This window comes from Heyndrickxia acidiproducens DSM 23148, assembly GCF_000374345.1.
Classification (GTDB): Bacteria; Bacillota; Bacilli; order Bacillales; family Bacillaceae_C; genus Weizmannia; species Weizmannia acidiproducens.
This window is the reverse complement of the sequence record NZ_KB894001.1, coordinates 1-18,242: the sequence shown is the minus strand read 5'-3', so window position 1 is coordinate 18,242 and position 18,242 is coordinate 1. Positions and strand designations below refer to the sequence as shown.

The following is an 18,242-nucleotide window of genomic DNA, read 5'->3' as shown; positions in this document are numbered from 1 at the left end:
CGTATTCACCTCAATTGATAATATAGCCCAAAGTGCGGAGCCGGTTTTCCACGAAATTTTTCGTGTACAAAAAGATATCTTCCCTTTCCGGTTCATTAAAAATTTCATGATAACATTTCGGCCATTCTTTATACAGTTTTTCAGATAAAGATGTCTGGTTGAACCAATTCATCACGGCAGCCTTGTCCACAATTTTATCATTGCCGCCCTGCATCAAAAGAAACGGGATGTCCGGCAGCCTCAGCACATCCGTATGGGCCAGCCGCATCGCATTGATTAGTTCGCGGTACCAGCGTACGGAAACTTTTGTCAAAATTAACGAATCATTCACGGCCTGTTCCTGAATTTCCCGGTTTCTGGTTGCCATTTGTACCGTTAATGGGCTGTTGAACCGGACGTGCGGAGCAATTTTATTTAAGCCGATGGACAAAAGGCCGAGCAGCTTTGAAGGATAATTCACAAGGCCGAGGCACGGGCCCGAAAGAATGACGCCGGCAATTTTCAGGCGTTCCTGCTGAAGCAGCCGAATCACAGCCAGCCCGCCCATGCTGTGTCCAAACAAAAAAATCGGCAAGTCAAACTGGTAGGCGGCCTGGACCCAGTCTTTGATCTCAATGGTGTACTCATCAAAAGAATCGATATGGCCCCTCTTTGACCTTGACGTCATGCCGTGTCCGGGCAGATCGCCCATGACGACGTGAAAGCCGTTTGACCTCCACATTTCAATCAGCCAGCTGTAGCGGCCGTGATGTTCCATGGCACCATGGACCATTACGATGACTGCTTTTGGATTTTCATCTGCTTCCCATTTCCACATGATTACTGCTCCTTCCAAAACCACAATCTTTACTCCAGTATCGCCTTCTTTTATTTTACCCATAATTTTTCCAATCTGAAAAAGATATGCCATTTTTTACGCAATTTATTCACAATTCGTATACAATTCTTTAATATAATAGGTATAAGTCTGAATCAGGAGTGTGTATTCTATGATTTATCCTTTCAATGGAAATCACCCGAAAATTTCACCAACCGCATTTATTGCCGACCATGTAACGATCAGCGGCGATGTCGAAATCGGAGACGGGTCAAGCATCTGGTTTAACACGTCTATCCGCGGGGATGTCTCCCCCGTGGTGATCGGGCGCAAAGTCAATGTCCAGGACAATTGCGTGCTCCACCAAAGCCCGAATCTCCCGCTCATTCTTGAAGACGGGGTAACGGTCGGGCACCAGGTAATTTTACATAGCTGCCATGTCCATTCGAAAGCCCTGATCGGGATGGGTTCCATTATCCTGGACGGGGCAGAAATCGGCGAGAGTGCTTTTATCGGCGCAGGCAGCCTTGTTACCCAGGGAAAAAAGATCCCTCCCTTTACGCTTGCATTCGGCAGGCCGGCGAAAGTCGTCCGCAAACTGACTGAAGAAGACATCCGCGACATGCGCAGAATCATGAACGAATACGCTGAAAAAGCGCAATACTACAAGTCTTTACAATCTAATATATGAGCCGTGCTTTTAAACTTGACCGTTCTAAGTTTAAAAAGAGTTTCATACGCTTTACAGAAAAGACGCTCGGATGGATGAATGTTTTTCCATGCTGAAGGGCGGCGATCCGGGCTTTCTGTAAAAAAGGGGAAATCAGCTTGATGTGATTTCCCCTTTTTTATGATTTTACATCATCGCGCCGGCCAGTTCACTGCGGGCGCTTTTTTGGAAGCCGTATTTGTCTTCCACGAAAACGGCATGCCACAACATGAAAATCAGGACCGTCCAGATTTTCCGGCTGTAATCAAGTTTCCCGGCACAATGGTCTTCCAATAGTTTTAACACATACTGCTTATTGATGATCTCATCGGTCGGGCTTTCTTTAATGATCTGCACCGCCCAGTCATGCATCTCATTTTTCAGCCAGTGGCGGATCGGAACCGGGAAGCCGAGTTTCTTGCGGTTCAGCACATGATCCGGGACAATCCCTTCCGCCGCTTTTCTGAGCACATATTTCGTCGTATGATTGGCTGTTTTTAAGCTTGCCGGAATTTGCGAGGCAACCCGGAATACTTCCTTATCCAAAAACGGTACACGCAGTTCAAGCGAATGGGCCATCGTCATCCGGTCCGCTTTCAACAAAATATCGCCGCGCATCCAGGTGTGGATATCAATATACTGCATGCGATCCACCGGGTCATACCCTTTTGTTTCGTTATACAGCGGCCTTGTAATCTCGCGGTAATCCAGCCCCTCATGGTAAGTGCGGAGCAAGTCATGTTTTTCTTCTTCCGTATACATTTTCGCGTTGCCGATATAGCGGTCTTCCATCGGCGTTACACCGCGTTCAATAAAGCTCTTGCCCTTGACCCCTTCAGGAAGGACTTTTGCCAAAGCTTTCAAAAGCGTTTTGCCGGCAGCCGGGATTTTATTAAACACTTCAAGGGATTGCGGTTCACGGTAAATATTATAGCCGCCGAATAATTCATCTGCGCCTTCACCGGATAAAACAACGGTCACATGCTTTCTTGCTTCGCGCGCGACAAAGTATAGCGGCACACAGGCAGGGTCGGCAAGCGGATCATCCAAATACCAGATAATTTTCGGCAATTCTTCCATATATTCTTTTGGTGAGATGACATAACTGATATTTTCAACACCGAGTTTTTCCGCCGTTTCTTTGGCAACATCAATTTCGCTGAAGCCTTCACGTTCGAACCCGACAGAGAATGTTTTTATGGCCGGATGGAATTGTTTGGCAATCGATGCGGTAATCGAGGAATCAATCCCGCCCGAAAGAAAAGCGCCAACCGGAACATCACTGCGCATATGGACTTTAACTGAATCGATCATGACGTCGCGCACTTCTTTAATAAATTCGTCTTCGCTTTTGCGGACCGGGTGGAACGATGCTTTCCAATACTGTTTGATTTCCATCGGTTTGCCGATTTTCTTTGTAAAATAATGGCCCGGTTCCAATTTGTTAATGCCTTTTGTCATGCTGAAAGGTTCCGGCACAAATTGGTAGGTTAAATAATGCTGTACGGCATCGTAATTGAGTTCAGGATTTTCCATTGCGAGCAGAATACTTTTCTTTTCCGAACCGAAAAACATTTGATCGCCGTCCTGATAATAGAAAAACGGTTTGATGCCGAACGGGTCGCGGGCGCCGCATAGTGTCTGCTCCTGTTTATCCCAAATGGCAAACGCAAACATGCCGCGCAGTTTTTCAATCGCTTTTTCACCGAGATGGCTGTATAAAGCAAGAATCACTTCTGTATCTGAAGAAGTTTCAAACGTAAGCCCTTCTTTTCGCAATTCCTCACGCAGTTCCACATAGTTGTAAATTTCACCATTAAAAATAATCCAGTACCGTTCATTTTCATAGGTTAACGGCTGATGCCCCGCCGCGATGTCAATGATACTCAGACGGCGGAACCCGAACTGGATATGCTCATCTTCATAAAAGCCTTCATCATCCGGGCCGCGGTGCTCGATCACATGGTTCATACTTTTAAATAACTGTCTATCTTCATCTGATAATGCGATGGTTTTATCATGGACACAGCCAATAAATCCGCACATTATAAAAGTCACCTACTTTGATAAATTCGTCTCTGAATCGTACAACCTCTATTTTAAGATTTTTTCACAAAAAAACAAATGGTGGATAAAACTTTCTGACAAGCAAATGCTTACCTGACAAATCTCGCCGGGAATTTTCAACAAACATAATAACATATTAGCATTTTTTCCGGAGCTTTGCAGAGGAAAAGCGGATTTGTTAAAAAAGAAATATATTGTTTTGGGGAAAGGCCAAAAAAAGGAGCAAACCCAAATTACGGGGTCTGCTCCATCTGTCCTCATCATTTTTCCTGATGGTTTTGTACAAACAGGTTTAACACCTCGGATTTATCCGTCTTTTCCCATGGCACGTTCAAATCATTGCGGCCAAAATGCCCGTACGCTGCGGTTTGCCGGTAAATCGGGCGGCGCAGATCAAGCATTTTAATAATGCCGGCCGGGCGCAAATCAAAGTTGGCCTGCACAGCATCAATTAGCACGTCTTCAGAGACTCTCCCGGTACCGAATGTATCAATGGAAATGGAAACCGGACTTGCTACCCCGATCGCATACGCAAGCTGGACTTCACATTTTTCTGCAAGCCCGGCTGCGACAATGTTTTTTGCGACATAACGGGCGGCATAGGCAGCGGAACGATCCACTTTTGTTGGATCTTTTCCCGAGAATGCACCGCCGCCGTGGCGGGCATAACCTCCGTATGTATCGACGATAATTTTGCGGCCTGTTAAACCGGCATCCCCCTGCGGCCCGCCAATGACGAAACGGCCGGTCGGATTAATGAAATATTTGGTGTCCGCATCAATCAGCGCGGACGGAACAACCTGATCGATCACATATTTTTTCATATCCGCGTGAATCCGGTCCAGGCTGATATCCGGATCATGCTGAGTGGATATCACAATCGTATCAATTCGCACAGGCTGGTTATTTTCGTCATATTCAACGGTCACCTGCGTTTTCGCATCCGGCCGCAAATACGGAAGTACATCCTGCTTGCGGATTTCGGCCAGGCGGCGCGCCAGTTTATGGGCAAGGGAAATCGGCAGCGGCATTAATTCTTCTGTTTCATTGCAGGCAAAGCCGAACATTAAGCCCTGATCGCCGGCACCAATCGCTTCAATTTCCGCATCACTCATCTGCCCTTCACGCGCTTCCAATGCTTTGTCAACACCCATGGCAATATCTGCTGACTGTTCATCAATGGAGGTCAACACAGCGCATGTTTCGGCGTCAAAGCCGTATTTTGCGCGGGTATAGCCAATTTCTTTTATGGTTTGGCGCACCACTTTTGTAATATCCACATATGTATTGGTGGAAATTTCACCGGTCACCAGGACAAGCCCTGTCGTAACAGAAGTTTCGCAAGCTACACGGGCATTTGGATCTTTTGCTAGAATGGCATCTAAAATGGCATCGGAAATCTGGTCGCAGATTTTATCGGGATGGCCTTCTGTTACAGATTCCGATGTAAATAAGTGCCGCCTTTTTGACATGAACTTTTTCCTCCTTTGTGTCACGTGCTGTTTCGATACTCGTATCCCTGATTTTGGAATACGCAGAAGCGGGCTAAATTCCAAGTATATTAATAGGAGAAGTCGCAAATAAAAAGCCTATAATAAAAACCTTTCCTCACTGATTTGAGAGTGGAAAGGTTTTGATTTTTACTCAATCGCGCCTTTCACTCTTATCGTCCAAGGAATCTCCTTGCTGCAGGTTAGCACCTTTGCCTGGAATTCAAGCAGCCCATGCATTGCGAGTGCATCAGCCTGTTCCAGAAGCGGGTTGCTGGGTTTCATAGGGCCCGTCCCTCCACCAGCTCGGGATAAGAGTATCCGTTCAAAGTAAAATCATACGCGATTTGACGGGCCGTGTCAATGCTTCACATCAATAATTCCAGCCGCAAGCCCTTTCATTTTTCCTTCTTTTGCAACCATTAATTGTCGAAAAAGTGTGGAAGACTTTTATAAATATGTTATACTAATATTCGTTTAAAAGCGTTTTATTTTGTTCAAAGGGGCGGATTAACGAAATGGATCTTATTGGCACTTCAAATGATCTGAATCAATTGCTGTCGGGAGAAAATGTTTACAGTCAGCTTTCCGTACCGCAGCTCATCGAAAAAATTCTCGAACGGAAAGAAGCGGTCCTAACGTCTGAAGGCGCCGTCTCCGCTGTCACGGGGAAATATACGGGGCGTTCGCCACTGGACAAATTCATTGTCGCGGATGCCGAATCAAAGGATCTTGTCGACTGGGGGACGGTAAACCAGCCGATTTCTGCAGAGGTATTTGACCATCTATACGAAAAAATAAAGCAGTATTTAAAAAGCAAAAATGAACTATTTGTTTTTAAAGGCTATGCGGGTGCAGACCCTTCCTGCCGCCTTCCCATCCAGGTTGTCAATGAATTGGCCTGGCATAATTTATTTGCGCACCAATTGTTTATCCGGCCAAAAGCGGGAGAACAGCAGACCCGCGAGGCCGCTTTTACAATCTTGTCCGCACCGCATCTAAAAGCCGATCCGGCGGTGGATGGCACCCGCTCGGAAGCATTTATCATCATTTCGCTCGAGCGCCGCATCGTTTTAATTGGCGGAACTGAGTATGCCGGGGAAATGAAAAAAAGTATCTTTTCAATCATGAATTATCTGCTGCCAAAGCAGGGCATCCTATCCATGCACTGTTCCGCCAATGCCGGAGAAGACGGGACTACCGCACTTTTCTTTGGCTTATCCGGCACCGGGAAAACAACTTTATCCGCCGATCCGAACCGGGCCTTAATCGGCGATGACGAACACGGGTGGTCAGATCAGGGGATTTTTAATATTGAAGGCGGCTGCTATGCAAAGTGCATCGGCCTCTCTGAAGAAAAAGAACCGGAGATTTACCGGGCCATCCAGTTCGGCACCGTGCTCGAAAATGTGGTCATCGATCCGGATTCGCGCAGGCCGCTGTTTGACAAAAATACAATGACGGAAAATACACGGGCGGCATACCCGATCGAAAACATCGAAAATTTCGCTCGTACGGGCATGGCCGGGCACCCGGGCACGATTCTGTTTCTCACGGCGGATGCCTCCGGTGTGCTGCCGCCAATCAGCAAATTAACAAAGGAACAAGCGATGTACCATTTTCTAAGCGGCTATACGTCAAAACTGGCCGGCACCGAACGCGGGGTGACCAGCCCGGAAGCCACTTTTTCCACCTGTTTTGGCGCACCATTCCTGCCGCTTGAACCCGCGGTTTATGCCGAAATGCTGGGTGATAAAATTGCCAGGCACAATGTTCAGGTCTTTCTTGTCAACACCGGCTGGACCGGGGGCGGATATGGCACCGGCTCGAGAATGAAGCTGAAATATACGCGGGCAATGGTGCAAGCCGCCATTGAAGGAAAATTAAAAGCCGCGGAAACAAAGCAGGATGAAGTTTTCGGTTTGCACATCCCGCTCCATATCGAAGGTGTTCCCGACCAAGTCCTTATTCCGAGTGAAACATGGCCGGACAAACAGGCTTACCGTGAGCAAGTGCTCGCACTAGCTGCACGTTTCAAAGAAAATTTCAAAAGGTTCACATCGCTGCCGGGTGAGATTGAAAAACTGGGCGGGCCCTTCACTTCACACTAAAACAAAGTGCTCGATTGAATGGCGCTGATTCCTTCCTCCACGGCCCATTTATGTTGTTGATCTTTTACTTTTTGGACAGCCTCATGAAGATGAAGCCATTCAAGGTTATGGCAATCTTCCCGGGGCTGTCCTGCTTTTTTCACGATTTTCCCCAAATAAAACAAGTTCCCGCTTTCCATGTGCTCCTCTTCCCGTGGCAGCGGGGAAGATTGTAAGGCAGTCCCCAAATAGCCGCTGACTTCCAGTTCCGCGCCGAGAGTTTCTCTGGCGCTGCGCTCAAGGCACTCAACATCAGTTTCCCCCTGTGCGATTTTCCCGCCTGGCAATGTATATTCCCCATCTTTCGTCTGCACAAGGCCAATCCGTTCGTTTTTTGCGTCAAAAATGACGGCATAGGCATCATAGTTTGCTGCTTGCTCTTCAAAAAACACTTCACTCCCCCCTTCCTGAATTCGTTCTCGGCATTATTATGTTCATTCTCAATCGATTCATGCCAATTGTTGCACCAACTGGACAAAAAAAGGCCCGGCACCAGTGAAGTCCGCCTTAAGACTTCAGGTGGGCCAGAACAATTGACCCCGTACCGATAGCCGACAAAAAAGGCCCGGCACCCATTTAGCGGCGCCAGACCTGTTAATTCGGCGTATTCAGTGATACAAGTTCATAGCGGATAAAAGTCATCCCTTTTTCCCACGCAATTTTTTGGATCACGGCGCTGCCGCTTGCTTCGCTTTCCTGTGTTTTTCGTACTTCAACGGGGATATCAAGCGGGTACAGGCAGTAGCCCGTTTTTTTCAATTCAAATAGATTTTGTTCAACGCGTTCTTCTTCCCCATGGGTAATCAGCATCGTATTTAAGTCGACCGGCATTCCCAACCGGATCACCTCCAAAATAATTTCCTGGCGCTTTTATTTTATCATGGCCGTACCTGTTTTTTCATCCATTCACATAAATCGCGGACCATGCGGCGGTTCACAGCAGGCGGAAAATAATGCGTGAACTGCGGGAAATACCATGTTTCCACACTCTTTCCAGCTGCCACAAGCCCGCGTTCCAGGCGGCGGGCATGTTCAACTGAAACGTTCTTGTCCTGCTCGCCGTGAATAATTAAAACAGGGCATGAGATCGCACCAAGCTGATAAAGCGGCGTCCGTTCCCGGTAGCGCTGCGGATACTTTTGCGGAGTGCCGCCAATGACACGCTTCATCATCCTCCTTAAATCGACGCGTTCAACATATGTAAGTGCTGTATCCGATACACCGCCCCACGTAACAAGTGATGCGGTTTGCGGTCTCATGACAGCAGTGCTGACAGCCATGATGCCGCCGCGCGAAAAGCCGAAAACATGGACTTTCCCCGCCACCCGTTCATGCTGCAGCAGCAGGTCAAATCCAAAATAAGCATCATGGCGGTCATCACCGCCGAAATCCTCGTTTCCTTCCCCGCCGCAGTTGCCGCGGTAAAAAGGCGCAAACACGATAAAACCTTCCGACGCAAACTGGCCGATGCGCGCCGGGCGGACCATGCCGACGCTTTTGATGCCGCCGCGCAAATACAAAAAGCCGTCATATATATGGTTGTCATCCGGTTCCGCGAGCAGCCCCTTCACTTTTAATCCATCCGATAAATAGGTGACGACATACATGCGCACACGCGGATTCGGCGAGGGGAAAAGCTGCTTATCGACCATGATCTTCATCATGCATCACCTTTTCAGTGTTTCATTTAATTGATCCGCTGCAAGGATTGCCTCTTTATCTTGTACAATATCGCCGGGTTTATTGCCCTCTCCAAGTATGTAACCGTCAAAATGCATGCCTAAAAAGCCAAAAATATAAGCAAACTGCTGGATCAGCGGCAGTCCTTTTATACGCGGTTTATCCCCGCCGACTGCAATCACATAAATGTTTTTCTCCGCCATTCTTTTTTTAAAATCCGGAAACTGCTGATCCCGCAATGTTTGCGACCAGCGATCAATGAAGTTTTTCATCAGCCCCGACATCCCGTACCAGTAAATCGGCGTTGCAAAGATAATCGTGTCACACATTAAAATATGCTGAATGAGAATGCCATAATCATCCTCCACTTTTGAAAATCCTGATTCCGTATGGCGTTTGTCTTCGATCGGAAGAATATGCGCATCTTTTAAATAAAAGCGCTCCACATGCAATCCTTCCACTGCACGTTCTGTCAGCAGCTCTGTATTGCCGCGCGGGCGCGATCCTCCGTAAATAACTGCAATCGTCATGGTTGTAACCCCTTTTGTCAAATTACTTTCTATGCTAGTATGTCGGCCGCAGCCGGCACCTGTCAAGCAATTCGGATCCCGGCGGTTTTTCAAAAGGTTTAAAACCAAAACGGTTTCAGTTAAAATAAAGACGCTGGAAAAAATTTTAAAAAATCGTTTCTGAACTGCAGAAACCATTTTGAAGCAACAGGTTCATAAAGGAGATTGACTTCCCATGACAAGTTCATCCTATTATTTAGGCGTAGATATCGGTACAACGTCAACAAAATCTGTCTTGTTCGGCGAAAAAGGAAGGGTCGTCGGCATGCACCATACAGGCTATCCATTGTACAGCCCGTCGCCGCAAGTAGCCGAACAGGATCCCGGCGATATCTTCCGAGCGGTAATAGAGACAATGAAAACTGCGATCAAAAAAAGCGGCGTGAACCCGGCGGATATTGAACTCGTATCCTTCAGTGCGGCAATGCACAGCCTGATTGCCGTAGACGAAGAATGCCGGCCGCTCACCCGCTGCATCACCTGGGCCGATGCACGGGCAACAGGCTGGGCGGAAGAAATCAAAAAGGGCCGGAATGGAATTGACATATACAGAAGAACCGGCACCCCGATCCACCCGATGTCGCCCCTGGCAAAGATCACCTGGCTCCGGCACGATGAACCGGCTTTGTTCAAAAAAACCTATAAATTCATTGGTATCAAAGAATACATCTTTTATCAATTTTTTAGCGAATATGTCATTGATTATTCAATTGCGTCTGCAACCGGGCTATTTAATTTAAAAGCGCTCACATGGGACAAAGGCGCACTTGAGATTGCCGGTATCACAGCGGAGAACCTCTCACAACCGGTACCGACTACATTTACCCTTACCGGTTTAAAACAAAAATATGCTGACGAAATCGGGATCCCGGCTGACACGCCATTTGTAGCCGGAGCAAGTGACGGGGTGCTGTCCAACCTGGGCGTAAACGCGATCGATCCTGGTGTTGTTGCGATCACGATCGGGACAAGCGGCGCGATCCGGACCGTTACGGACAAACCTGTAACCGACCCAAAAGGCAGGATTTTCTGCTATGCGCTAACGGAAAACCATTGGGTGGTCGGCGGGCCGGTCAATAACGGCGGCATGACATTCCGGTGGGTGCGCGATGAACTCGCCGCAGCCGAAGTTGAAACTGCAAAAAGGCTTGGCATCGATCCGTATGAGGTACTGACGAAAATTGCCGCGCGGGTCGCCCCGGGATCGGACGGCCTTATCTTCCATCCGTACCTCGCCGGCGAACGTGCCCCGATTTGGAATGCAAACGCAAGGGGTTCCTTTTTCGGACTCGGCCTGCACCATAAACGCGAGCATATGGTTCGTTCCGTACTGGAAGGTGTTATTTTAAACCTCTACACGGTTATGCTCGTGCTTCAGGAAATAATCGGTGTTCCGCAGAAAATTCAGGCAACCGGCGGCTTTGCAAGATCCGAGCTGTGGCGCCAGATGCTTGCCGACATTTTCAATCAGCAAGTCGTTGTCCCGGAAAGTTTTGAAAGCTCCTGCCTCGGCGCCATCGTCCTCGGTATGTACGCACTCGGAGAAATTGACGATTTCTCGATTGTTTCAGAATGGGTCGGCACTACCCATACGCACCAGCCAATTGCGGAAAATGTAGCGGTTTATCAGGAACTGATTCCGATCTATATCCGTGTTTCGCAATTGCTGGCAGAAGAATACGGAAAAATTGCGGCGTTTCAGAAGAAGTGGGTAAAGGGCGAATAACATTTCTTTCAACGAACCCACGCATGGCGGCCGGTTTTTCCTTCAATTAGACAAAAGGTACCTTATTCCGTTGGCTTTTGTCTAATTGGGGATTCTAATTAGACAGAAGCCGCCTCGTTCCTTTCCCTTTTGTCTAATTGGGGCTTCTAATTAGACAAAAGACACCTCGTTCCTTTCTCTTTTGTCTAATTGTGACCCAGCACACTGCCAACCCCGGCCTCGTAACTGCTCACAATTTTATCCCATGGCATGCCCGAGCATATTGCCAGAAATGCACTGGCAACGAGCAGGCTGATAAATGCATGCCACTTAAACACAGAAACTCCTAAAATAACAATTACAATTGCTAACAATGTAATCAGCAGTAGATAAGTATCCATGATCCCATTCCCCTCTCTTGGTAAACGATTTCAAAAAGAGTATTCATGAGGTTTTCATACCTACTATTATATAAAAAATTTTTTGAAATCAAGTATCGCCTGGAAAAATTAATTTTACATGAAAACGGACGATTTCACTTTTACTGGAAGATTTATCATCATTCACACATCCCCTTTTCCGGCATAGGCTATAAGAAAAAAGCCCAATTTTTGAGGAGGTTTTTTCATGGTTAAATGGTTGAAAATTGGTTTCTCCTTGTTTTTGGCCGCTATTCTGTTATTCAGCTTGAGTGCATGCGGCAGCGGGAAGATTTCGGGGACGAAAAAACAGCAAGTTCAAAAAGTGCGTGTCGCGGAAGTCACCCGCTCCGTCTTCTACACGCCGCTCTATGTGGCACTTGCAAAGGGCTATTTTAAAGAGGAGGGGTTGGATGTTCAACTGACCACCACCTGGGGCGGCGACAAAACGATGACCACCCTGCTTTCCGGCGGAGCGGATATCGCACTTGTCGGCTCGGAAACATCGATTTATGTCCACAAGCAGCAGACCTCAGATCCGGTCATCAATTTTGCACAGCTTACAGCAACAGACGGGACTTTCCTTGTTTCGCGCAAAAAGATCAGCCATTTTTCCTGGGATATGCTGAAAGGTTCGGATTTCCTTGGCCAGCGTAAAGGCGGGATGCCGCAAATGGTCGGCGAATACGTACTGAAAAAACATCATATTGACCCGCACAATGACACGAAATTGATCCAAAACATTGACTTTGCCAATATTGCAAATGCTTACGCGTCCGGCACTGGTGATTTTGTCCAGCTGTTTGAACCGACGGCCTCGATCATGGAAAAAGAAGGAAAAGGTACGATTGTGGCTTCGTTTGGAAAAGAATCCGGCGAAGTGCCGTACACAACATTCATGTCCAAACAAAGTTACTTGGACAAAAACGAAAAGACCGCCGAAAAATTTGTCCGCGCCCTGCTGAAGGCTGGAAAATGGGTGCAAAAAACCGATCCGAAAGTAGTTGCGGAAAGTGTTCATCCTTATTTTAAAGATACGGAGCCGGACATTCTTGCTTCCTCTATTGAACGTTACCGCAGCCAGGGCTCGTTTAGTTCGGATATGATTTTAACCAAAAAAGGCTGGAACACGCTCCAGGACATTATGAAAGAAGCCGGCGAACTCGAGCAAAAGATTGATTACGATCAGCTTGTCAACACATCGATTGTGAAAAATGCATCGAAATAAATATGATACCTGGCTGCAGCCAATTTTTTCAGAAAGGTGGTGGATCCTGCTATGCTTCTTAGCAGGCATCATTCATGAGCTTTTTGACCGTTAAAAGCGTTAACCATACTTATTTCACGACAAAGCAGGCGACGAAGGCACTAGAAGCGATCTCCTTCAGTATGGAGCAAGGCGAATTTGTTTCGCTTCTTGGCCCAAGCGGCTGCGGGAAAACAACACTGCTTTCGATCATTTCCGGACTTTTGCAGCCAACCGGGGGCGAAGTACGGATTGACGGGAAAGCACCCGATCTCCGTGCATCTTCCATTGGCTATATGCTGCAACAGGATTATTTGTTTCCGTGGAAAACGATTGAAGAAAATATCTGCCTGGGTCTTAAGATGAAAAACCAATTGAACCCGGAAACGAAGCAAAAGGCACTGCAGTTTTTGCATGATATCGGGTTGCACGGAGTTGAAAAACAGTTTCCGCGCCAGCTTTCAGGCGGAATGCGGCAACGTGCGGCACTTGTGCGGACACTGGCCGTGGACCCGAAAATCCTGCTGCTGGATGAGCCGTTTTCCGCACTCGATTTCCAGACAAAGTTAAAACTTGAAGATCTGGTGTTTGCGACATTAAAACAGTTCAAGAAAACAGCGATTCTGGTGACCCATGATATCGGGGAAGCCATATCGATGAGCGACCGGATTTTGCTGCTGGCTGCAAAACCGGGACGGCTCCATAAAGTGTTTGAAGTGCCTGAAAAGCTGCGCATGGTCCGCCCGTTTGAAGCCCGCAGCAAAGAATCTTACACAGTGCTGTTTAATGAAATATGGAAGGAGCTGGAGTCTCTTGAAAACGAACGGTAAGCCGCTGCTCCAGCACCAAGACTATATTACCGGGATTCAAAAAGAAAAACGCAAAGTCCGCTTTTACCAGCTGCTGATTCTGGTTTTATTTTTCAGCTTCTGGGAAATCGCGAGCCGCTACCACTGGATAGACCCGCTAATTTTTAGCTCGCCGGTAAAGGTATGGGCGCTGTTTGCAGACAAAATCGAGGACGGATCGCTTTATGTCCATTTGGGCATCACCGTATTCGAGACAGTGATGGGTTTTATCCTTGGAACCCTTCTCGGTGCTGTGATCGCCGCAATTCTCTGGTGGTCGCCATTTTTATCCAAAGTTTTTGATCCGTATTTGGTGATTTTCAACGCGATGCCGAAAGTGGCGCTCGGACCGATTTTGATCGTGATGATGGGCCCCGGGTTTTTATCCATCATTTCAATGGGGATTATTATATCCGTGATTGTGACGACGATTGTCATCTATACGGCATTCCGCGATGTCGATCCAAATTATGTGAAGGTGCTGCGTTCCTTCGGTGCTACCCGCTTCCAGGTCTTCCGTGAAGCGATTGTCCCGGCGACCATTCCGACTGTGATTTCCACTTTAAAAGTCAACGTCGGGCTTGCCTGGGTCGGCGTCATTGTCGGCGAGTACCTGGTTTCCTCACAAGGACTCGGCTACATGATTATTTATGGCTTCCAGGTCTTTAATTTTACACTCGTAATGCTGTCCATGATCATCATCGCCGTGATCGCCACGATTATGTATCAGCTGGTTGATCTGCTCGAGAAAAAATTAATCAAAGACAAATAAGCTTGTTCCGGTGCATTTTTTGCTGCACCGGATCATAACTTATCCGATAATTTTTCGATTGCCGTTTCCACAACCCCGTCTTTCATCAAAAAGCTGTATTCCGAATCATGAAGTTTGTCCCGCAGTTCTCCTTGAATCAGGACAGGTCCGTCTGTTTCCCTGTAATTTTCCTTTGCTTTCATACGGCTGATTTCCGCGTACAAAATAGCTTTCACAAACGGCTCGTTCCGGCGGTCCTCCACCATGTATTCACCGAGGTAGTCCATGCTTTCGGCAATGCCGCCTGTTTCTTCAAATAATTCGCGGGCTGCCGCCTCTTCCACCGTTTCCCCTGGTTCCCTTTTGCCGCCCGGAAATTCAAGGCCGCGTATCGGGTGTTTGGTTAACAGCCAGTCCTTCTTGTATTTTGCGAGGACAAGGACATGGCGGGGTTCAATAGAAAATGCGTTTTTTTTAAATTTTAATAAGACCGGGTTGCCATTCAAATCGACAAATTGGCACATAAAATCCCCCCTGGACCCCATTATACGACAGGGGCCGCGAAATGGATCGAATTTTTTCTTGTAAGCCTGTGTATTTTCTGCTGTACTTTCCGATAAAATAACCATACAATGTTTAAAAGTGCATATTTAAGGATACGTGTAAAATAAAGTGCCCGTTAAGGTGGGATAAACCGGCAAAGGAGGAGAGGCTATGAGGTTAGTTGATGAATTGTTCGAGTTGTACCGGGACCAGCTGACAGGGGATGAAGAGGACTTGGACGCGATCACAGCAGCGGTAATTGAAAATTATAACCGCAAAGATTTGCTCACAATCGTAAATGATATGAGCAATGCAGAACTTGAGCATTTTATCGGACTATACATATTGGAAACGTTAAAAAATAAGTTCGCGGATTACGCCAGCTATGATGCTTACCCGTCAACCAAATATTTGCAATAAAAAACAGCTGCTCCGGTTTTCCGGAGCAGCTGTTTTTTGAATTTAGACGCCGATAAGCAAGCGCCCTTCGCTTTTCTTGATCCAGCTGCGTCTCCTATCGGCTAGCGGATTTCTACGTCTTTTCCCTGCGATAAGTCAACATCGATTCGCCTTATCAGGCTCATCGTGTTTCCTTTATCTCAGTCAAAGACTGCAAAATCCGTACGCCGATGGACAGTCGCCTCCGCTTTTCTTGATCCAGCTGTGGGCGCTATCGGCTCGGGGTCAACTGTTCCTGCCCCATTGAAGTCAAAGGGCGGACTTCATTGGGGCCGGCCCAGTTGCCTGTCGCCGATGGGCAAGCGCCCTCCGCTTTTCTTTTTACCGTTTTTCGAGGTAGGCTTCGAGCATCCAGATGTTTTTGTCGAGGGTTTCCTGGATGCCGATAAACATGTCGGCGGTTGCGTCGTCGTGGACTTCGTTTGCCAATTGGATGGCTTCTTCCAGTTCTTTTGCGATGACCGCAAAATCATTGGTAACCTGCTCCACCATTTCCTCCGTTGTTTCATGGCCGTTTGCTTCATATATAGATGCAGTAGCCAGGGACTCTTTTAAAGTGGCAACCGGTTTACCGTTCAAAGCCAGTAAGCGTTCTGCCAATTCATCGATGTATAAGTTGGCAAGATCGTATAATTCCTCGAATTTAGCATGAAGGCTCAAAAATTGCGGGCCTTTTACATACCAATGGTAATTGTGCAATTTTGTGTACAGCACTGTCCAGTTTGCCACTTGCTTGTTCAATATGCCAAGTAATTGTTCATTTTCAGCCATGTATAATCAACCTCCTGTTTTTTGTGATACCCGTTTGCCAGGTATTCAAACACCTAATACATATCTTGTACAGATCTATTCAAATCATGCTAAAATAAGGTCAGAACCATATTTGATTGAAGGGGCCGGCCGATGCTGAAATTGATTTTAATCAAAATGATCCGTTTTTACCAACTGGTGATTTCCCCTCTCACGCCGCCAAGCTGCCGTTTCCAGCCAACCTGCTCCAATTACGGGTTGGAGGCCATTAAGCGGTTTGGAGCATTGCGCGGCGGGTATTTAACCATCAGAAGAATTTTAAAATGCCACCCGTTCCACTCCGGCGGCTATGATCCCGTTCCGGAACAATGGCCCGGAAAAAAACATACTTCCCATGAATAAGGCAGACACGCCATCCGCCTTTTATGTAGAATACGCTGCTGATGATAAAAGAAAGCAACATAAAATTTGCAAGTCCGCACCAAAAAGCTTGTTCTTTTGGTGCGGACTTGCATGTACAAGCGATGAACAGCTCATACGACATGCTGGAAACAGCTGGCTGTGGAGGATAAAGGCAGCGCGCATGGAGAACAGGGGCAGACTTTTACGCTGCCCTTTTTCGTTTTCATGCAGCAAAAATTTTACTTGCTTTCACGCCAGCTTTCTAGTATGATGTTTTTTGCATGGTAAATCGTAATCATTCTTATTCACAAATACCTGCAGCTGAAAAAACCCGAAAGATTAACCGGAAAACATCAACTGAAAGGAGCTTTTGTTTTGAAAAAAACCGCATTCGCGCTCTTCATTTGCACCGTACTGCTTCTTGGCGCCTGTGCTAACAATGGGCAAAATAAATCAGCGGGCAATACGATTTCCGTGTATACAACTGTATATCCATTGGAATATGTAACCCAGCAAATTGGCGGAAAATATGTTAAAGTCAATACGATTTACCCGCCGGGAACGGATGAACACACCTATGAACCTTCCCAAAAAGATATTTTAAAGCTTGCCGATTCGGATTTTTTCTTCTACATCGGTCTCGGGCTTGAAGGCTTTGCAAATAAGGCGAAAAATGTTTTGCAAGGCGAGAATGTGAAAATGGTGGCGCTTGGGGACCGGCTTGATGTTCCGGATAAAAACAGCCAGAACGTTGACCCGCATGTATGGCTGGATCCCATTTACGTCAAACAAATGTCAGCCATGATCACCGCGCAGTTATCGAAAAAAATGCCAAAGAAAAAAGCGTATTTTGAAACCAACTACAAACAGCTGGCCAAAAAACTAGATAATGTCAATCAGGAATATAAAGAAACCGTGAAAAAATCACCCAACAAAGAAATTGTCGTTTCCCATGCAGCCTACGGGTACTGGGTGAAACGATACGGAATCAGGCAGCTCCCGATTGCCGGGCTCTCGACCTCGGATGAACCGTCGCAAAAACAGCTGGAGAACATTATTCAACGCGTGAAAAAGGACCGCCTGGCATATATAGTCTTTGAAAAAAATGCTTCCTCAAAAATTGCGAATGTGGTCCGGGATGAAACGGGTACGAAGCCGGTATACATCCACCACCTCGGCGTCCGCACAAAAAAAGAAATCAATGCGCATGAAGATTACTTTACATTGATGCAAAATAACTTAGCGGCATTAAAAAAAGCCTTGCACTAGACCAACGCTTGGACGTTTGTTCAAAAAGATTTGGAACCCTATATCCTTGAACAGGATATAGGGTTCTTGTATAGAAATTTTCTTTTATAATGGTTATTGCATTTCTTTTTATCATTTTCCGACAGAAGACTCCCACCTCAAGGAATGTGAAGGGCATTAGCCCAATGAATAGGTGGGAGATGAATGTCGGTTGGCGTTAGCCAAAGTTGTTGAAGAACAGGAACATATGTGCTATTATATACTTGTAAGTTGTTCTTTGAAAACTGAAGATATGAGGTTGTGACAGGAAAAACGTCTGTCACGTAAAATCTTCAACGTTCAATCGCCTACACCATGTATACCGAAGTTGCGAAAACCAAGCTAAAGTA

Annotated in this window: 18 protein-coding genes, 1 pseudogene and 1 riboswitch; of the genes and pseudogenes, 9 read left to right on the top strand and 10 right to left on the bottom strand. The window is 46.8% G+C overall.

Going from position 1 to position 18,242, the window contains the following annotated elements:
• Window positions 1-10: 10 nt before the first annotated feature.
• Entirely contained in the window at window positions 11-817 is an 807-nt protein-coding gene (locus tag C232_RS0110680; RefSeq protein WP_018664012.1) for an alpha/beta hydrolase, read from the bottom strand.
• Window positions 818-989: 172 nt separating this feature from the next.
• On the opposite strand from C232_RS0110680, the gene C232_RS0110675 reads away from it, so the two are divergent.
• Window positions 990-1,508 (top strand): gamma carbonic anhydrase, encoded by a 519-nt coding sequence (locus C232_RS0110675; protein ID WP_018664011.1) that lies wholly within the window; start codon window positions 990-992, stop codon window positions 1,506-1,508.
• A gap of 165 nt (window positions 1,509-1,673) precedes the next feature.
• Here the strand turns inward: C232_RS0110675 and asnB are convergent, their stop codons facing one another.
• Entirely contained in the window at window positions 1,674-3,572 is a 1,899-nt protein-coding gene (gene asnB / locus C232_RS0110670; protein WP_018664010.1) for an asparagine synthase (glutamine-hydrolyzing), read from the bottom strand.
• Window positions 3,573-3,853: 281 nt separating this feature from the next.
• A complete protein-coding gene (gene metK, locus C232_RS0110665; RefSeq protein ID WP_018664009.1) occupies window positions 3,854-5,065 on the bottom strand; it encodes a methionine adenosyltransferase in 1,212 nt (403 codons plus the stop codon).
• A 188-nt stretch (window positions 5,066-5,253) separates the two neighbouring features.
• Window positions 5,254-5,401: riboswitch (SAM riboswitch) on the bottom strand.
• Window positions 5,402-5,601: 200 nt separating this feature from the next.
• On the opposite strand from metK, the gene pckA reads away from it, so the two are divergent.
• A complete protein-coding gene (gene pckA, locus C232_RS0110655; protein ID WP_018664007.1) occupies window positions 5,602-7,194 on the top strand; it encodes a phosphoenolpyruvate carboxykinase (ATP) in 1,593 nt (530 codons plus the stop codon).
• Here pckA and C232_RS0110650 read toward each other — a convergent pair.
• The 4 genes from C232_RS0110650 to C232_RS0110635 form a co-directional block, all read right to left on the bottom strand.
• Window positions 7,191-7,625, bottom strand: a complete 435-nt coding sequence (locus C232_RS0110650) for an NUDIX domain-containing protein (RefSeq protein WP_018664006.1) — start codon at window positions 7,623-7,625, stop codon at window positions 7,191-7,193. The two genes, pckA and C232_RS0110650, sit on opposite strands and share 4 nt — an antisense overlap.
• Window positions 7,626-7,827: 202 nt before the next feature.
• The gene (locus C232_RS0110645) at window positions 7,828-8,064 is read right to left on the bottom strand and encodes a DUF2584 domain-containing protein (protein WP_422723661.1); all 237 of its coding nucleotides are present in this window, start codon (window positions 8,062-8,064) and stop codon (window positions 7,828-7,830) included.
• Window positions 8,065-8,111: 47 nt separating this feature from the next.
• Window positions 8,112-8,894: an alpha/beta hydrolase family protein gene (locus C232_RS0110640; RefSeq protein ID WP_018664004.1), complete on the bottom strand. Its 783-nt coding sequence runs from the start codon at window positions 8,892-8,894 to the stop codon at window positions 8,112-8,114.
• 6 nt (window positions 8,895-8,900) lie between these two features.
• Complete coding sequence (locus C232_RS0110635) at window positions 8,901-9,443, bottom strand: flavodoxin family protein (RefSeq protein WP_026314577.1); 543 nt, start codon at window positions 9,441-9,443, stop codon at window positions 8,901-8,903.
• A gap of 214 nt (window positions 9,444-9,657) precedes the next feature.
• On the opposite strand from C232_RS0110635, the gene gntK reads away from it, so the two are divergent.
• Window positions 9,658-11,208, top strand: coding sequence for a gluconokinase (gene gntK, locus C232_RS0110630; protein WP_018664002.1), 1,551 nt, complete (start codon window positions 9,658-9,660; stop codon window positions 11,206-11,208).
• Window positions 11,209-11,399: 191 nt separating this feature from the next.
• On the opposite strand, the pseudogene C232_RS18545 reads toward gntK, so the two are convergent.
• Window positions 11,400-11,588 (bottom strand): annotated as a pseudogene (locus C232_RS18545) (GntT/GntP/DsdX family permease); the annotation flags it as partial.
• A gap of 226 nt (window positions 11,589-11,814) precedes the next feature.
• Here C232_RS18545 and C232_RS0110620 point away from each other — a divergent pair.
• The 3 genes from C232_RS0110620 to C232_RS0110610 all read left to right on the top strand — a co-directional run bounded on the left by C232_RS0110620 (window position 11,815) and on the right by C232_RS0110610 (window position 14,472).
• Complete coding sequence (locus C232_RS0110620; RefSeq protein ID WP_018664000.1) at window positions 11,815-12,834, top strand: ABC transporter substrate-binding protein; 1,020 nt, start codon at window positions 11,815-11,817, stop codon at window positions 12,832-12,834.
• 74 nt (window positions 12,835-12,908) lie between these two features.
• The gene (locus C232_RS0110615) at window positions 12,909-13,682 is read left to right on the top strand and encodes an ABC transporter ATP-binding protein (RefSeq protein ID WP_018663999.1); all 774 of its coding nucleotides are present in this window, start codon (window positions 12,909-12,911) and stop codon (window positions 13,680-13,682) included.
• Complete coding sequence (locus C232_RS0110610; protein WP_018663998.1) at window positions 13,666-14,472, top strand: ABC transporter permease; 807 nt, start codon at window positions 13,666-13,668, stop codon at window positions 14,470-14,472. Before C232_RS0110615 ends, C232_RS0110610 begins: the two co-directional genes overlap by 17 nt.
• 32 nt (window positions 14,473-14,504) lie before the next feature.
• On the opposite strand, the gene ytkD is transcribed toward C232_RS0110610, so the two are convergent.
• Window positions 14,505-14,975 (bottom strand): RNA deprotection pyrophosphohydrolase, encoded by a 471-nt coding sequence (gene ytkD, locus C232_RS0110605; RefSeq protein ID WP_018663997.1) that lies wholly within the window; start codon window positions 14,973-14,975, stop codon window positions 14,505-14,507.
• Between the two features lie 190 nt (window positions 14,976-15,165).
• Here ytkD and C232_RS0110600 point away from each other — a divergent pair, with 190 nt between their 5' ends.
• A complete protein-coding gene (locus C232_RS0110600) occupies window positions 15,166-15,414 on the top strand; it encodes a DUF6154 family protein (protein ID WP_018663996.1) in 249 nt (82 codons plus the stop codon).
• A gap of 360 nt (window positions 15,415-15,774) precedes the next feature.
• On the opposite strand, the gene C232_RS0110595 is transcribed toward C232_RS0110600, so the two are convergent.
• Entirely contained in the window at window positions 15,775-16,224 is a 450-nt protein-coding gene (locus C232_RS0110595) for a Dps family protein (RefSeq protein ID WP_018663995.1), read from the bottom strand.
• Window positions 16,225-16,356: 132 nt separating this feature from the next.
• Here C232_RS0110595 and yidD point away from each other — a divergent pair, with 132 nt between their 5' ends.
• A complete protein-coding gene (yidD, locus tag C232_RS0110590; protein WP_018663994.1) occupies window positions 16,357-16,605 on the top strand; it encodes a membrane protein insertion efficiency factor YidD in 249 nt (82 codons plus the stop codon).
• Between the two features lie 375 nt (window positions 16,606-16,980).
• Window positions 16,981-17,874, top strand: a complete 894-nt coding sequence (locus C232_RS0110585; RefSeq protein ID WP_018663993.1) for a metal ABC transporter solute-binding protein, Zn/Mn family — start codon at window positions 16,981-16,983, stop codon at window positions 17,872-17,874.
• Window positions 17,875-18,242: the final 368 nt, after the last annotated feature.

Coding starts and splice junctions, on each gene's coding strand:
- C232_RS0110680 (WP_018664012.1), bottom strand. CDS start 817: ATGTGGAAATGGGAAGCAGATGAAAATCCAAAAGCAGTCATCGTAATG.
- C232_RS0110675 (WP_018664011.1), top strand. CDS start 990: ATGATTTATCCTTTCAATGGAAATCACCCGAAAATTTCACCAACCGCA.
- asnB (WP_018664010.1), bottom strand. CDS start 3,572: ATGTGCGGATTTATTGGCTGTGTCCATGATAAAACCATCGCATTATCA.
- metK (WP_018664009.1), bottom strand. CDS start 5,065: ATGTCAAAAAGGCGGCACTTATTTACATCGGAATCTGTAACAGAAGGC.
- pckA (WP_018664007.1), top strand. CDS start 5,602: ATGGATCTTATTGGCACTTCAAATGATCTGAATCAATTGCTGTCGGGA.
- C232_RS0110645 (WP_422723661.1), bottom strand. CDS start 8,064: ATGCCGGTCGACTTAAATACGATGCTGATTACCCATGGGGAAGAAGAA.
- C232_RS0110640 (WP_018664004.1), bottom strand. CDS start 8,894: ATGAAGATCATGGTCGATAAGCAGCTTTTCCCCTCGCCGAATCCGCGT.
- C232_RS0110635 (WP_026314577.1), bottom strand. CDS start 9,443: ATGACGATTGCAGTTATTTACGGAGGATCGCGCCCGCGCGGCAATACA.
- gntK (WP_018664002.1), top strand. CDS start 9,658: ATGACAAGTTCATCCTATTATTTAGGCGTAGATATCGGTACAACGTCA.
- C232_RS0110620 (WP_018664000.1), top strand. CDS start 11,815: ATGGTTAAATGGTTGAAAATTGGTTTCTCCTTGTTTTTGGCCGCTATT.
- C232_RS0110615 (WP_018663999.1), top strand. CDS start 12,909: ATGAGCTTTTTGACCGTTAAAAGCGTTAACCATACTTATTTCACGACA.
- ytkD (WP_018663997.1), bottom strand. CDS start 14,975: ATGTGCCAATTTGTCGATTTGAATGGCAACCCGGTCTTATTAAAATTT.
- C232_RS0110600 (WP_018663996.1), top strand. CDS start 15,166: ATGAGGTTAGTTGATGAATTGTTCGAGTTGTACCGGGACCAGCTGACA.
- C232_RS0110595 (WP_018663995.1), bottom strand. CDS start 16,224: ATGGCTGAAAATGAACAATTACTTGGCATATTGAACAAGCAAGTGGCA.
- yidD (WP_018663994.1), top strand. CDS start 16,357: ATGCTGAAATTGATTTTAATCAAAATGATCCGTTTTTACCAACTGGTG.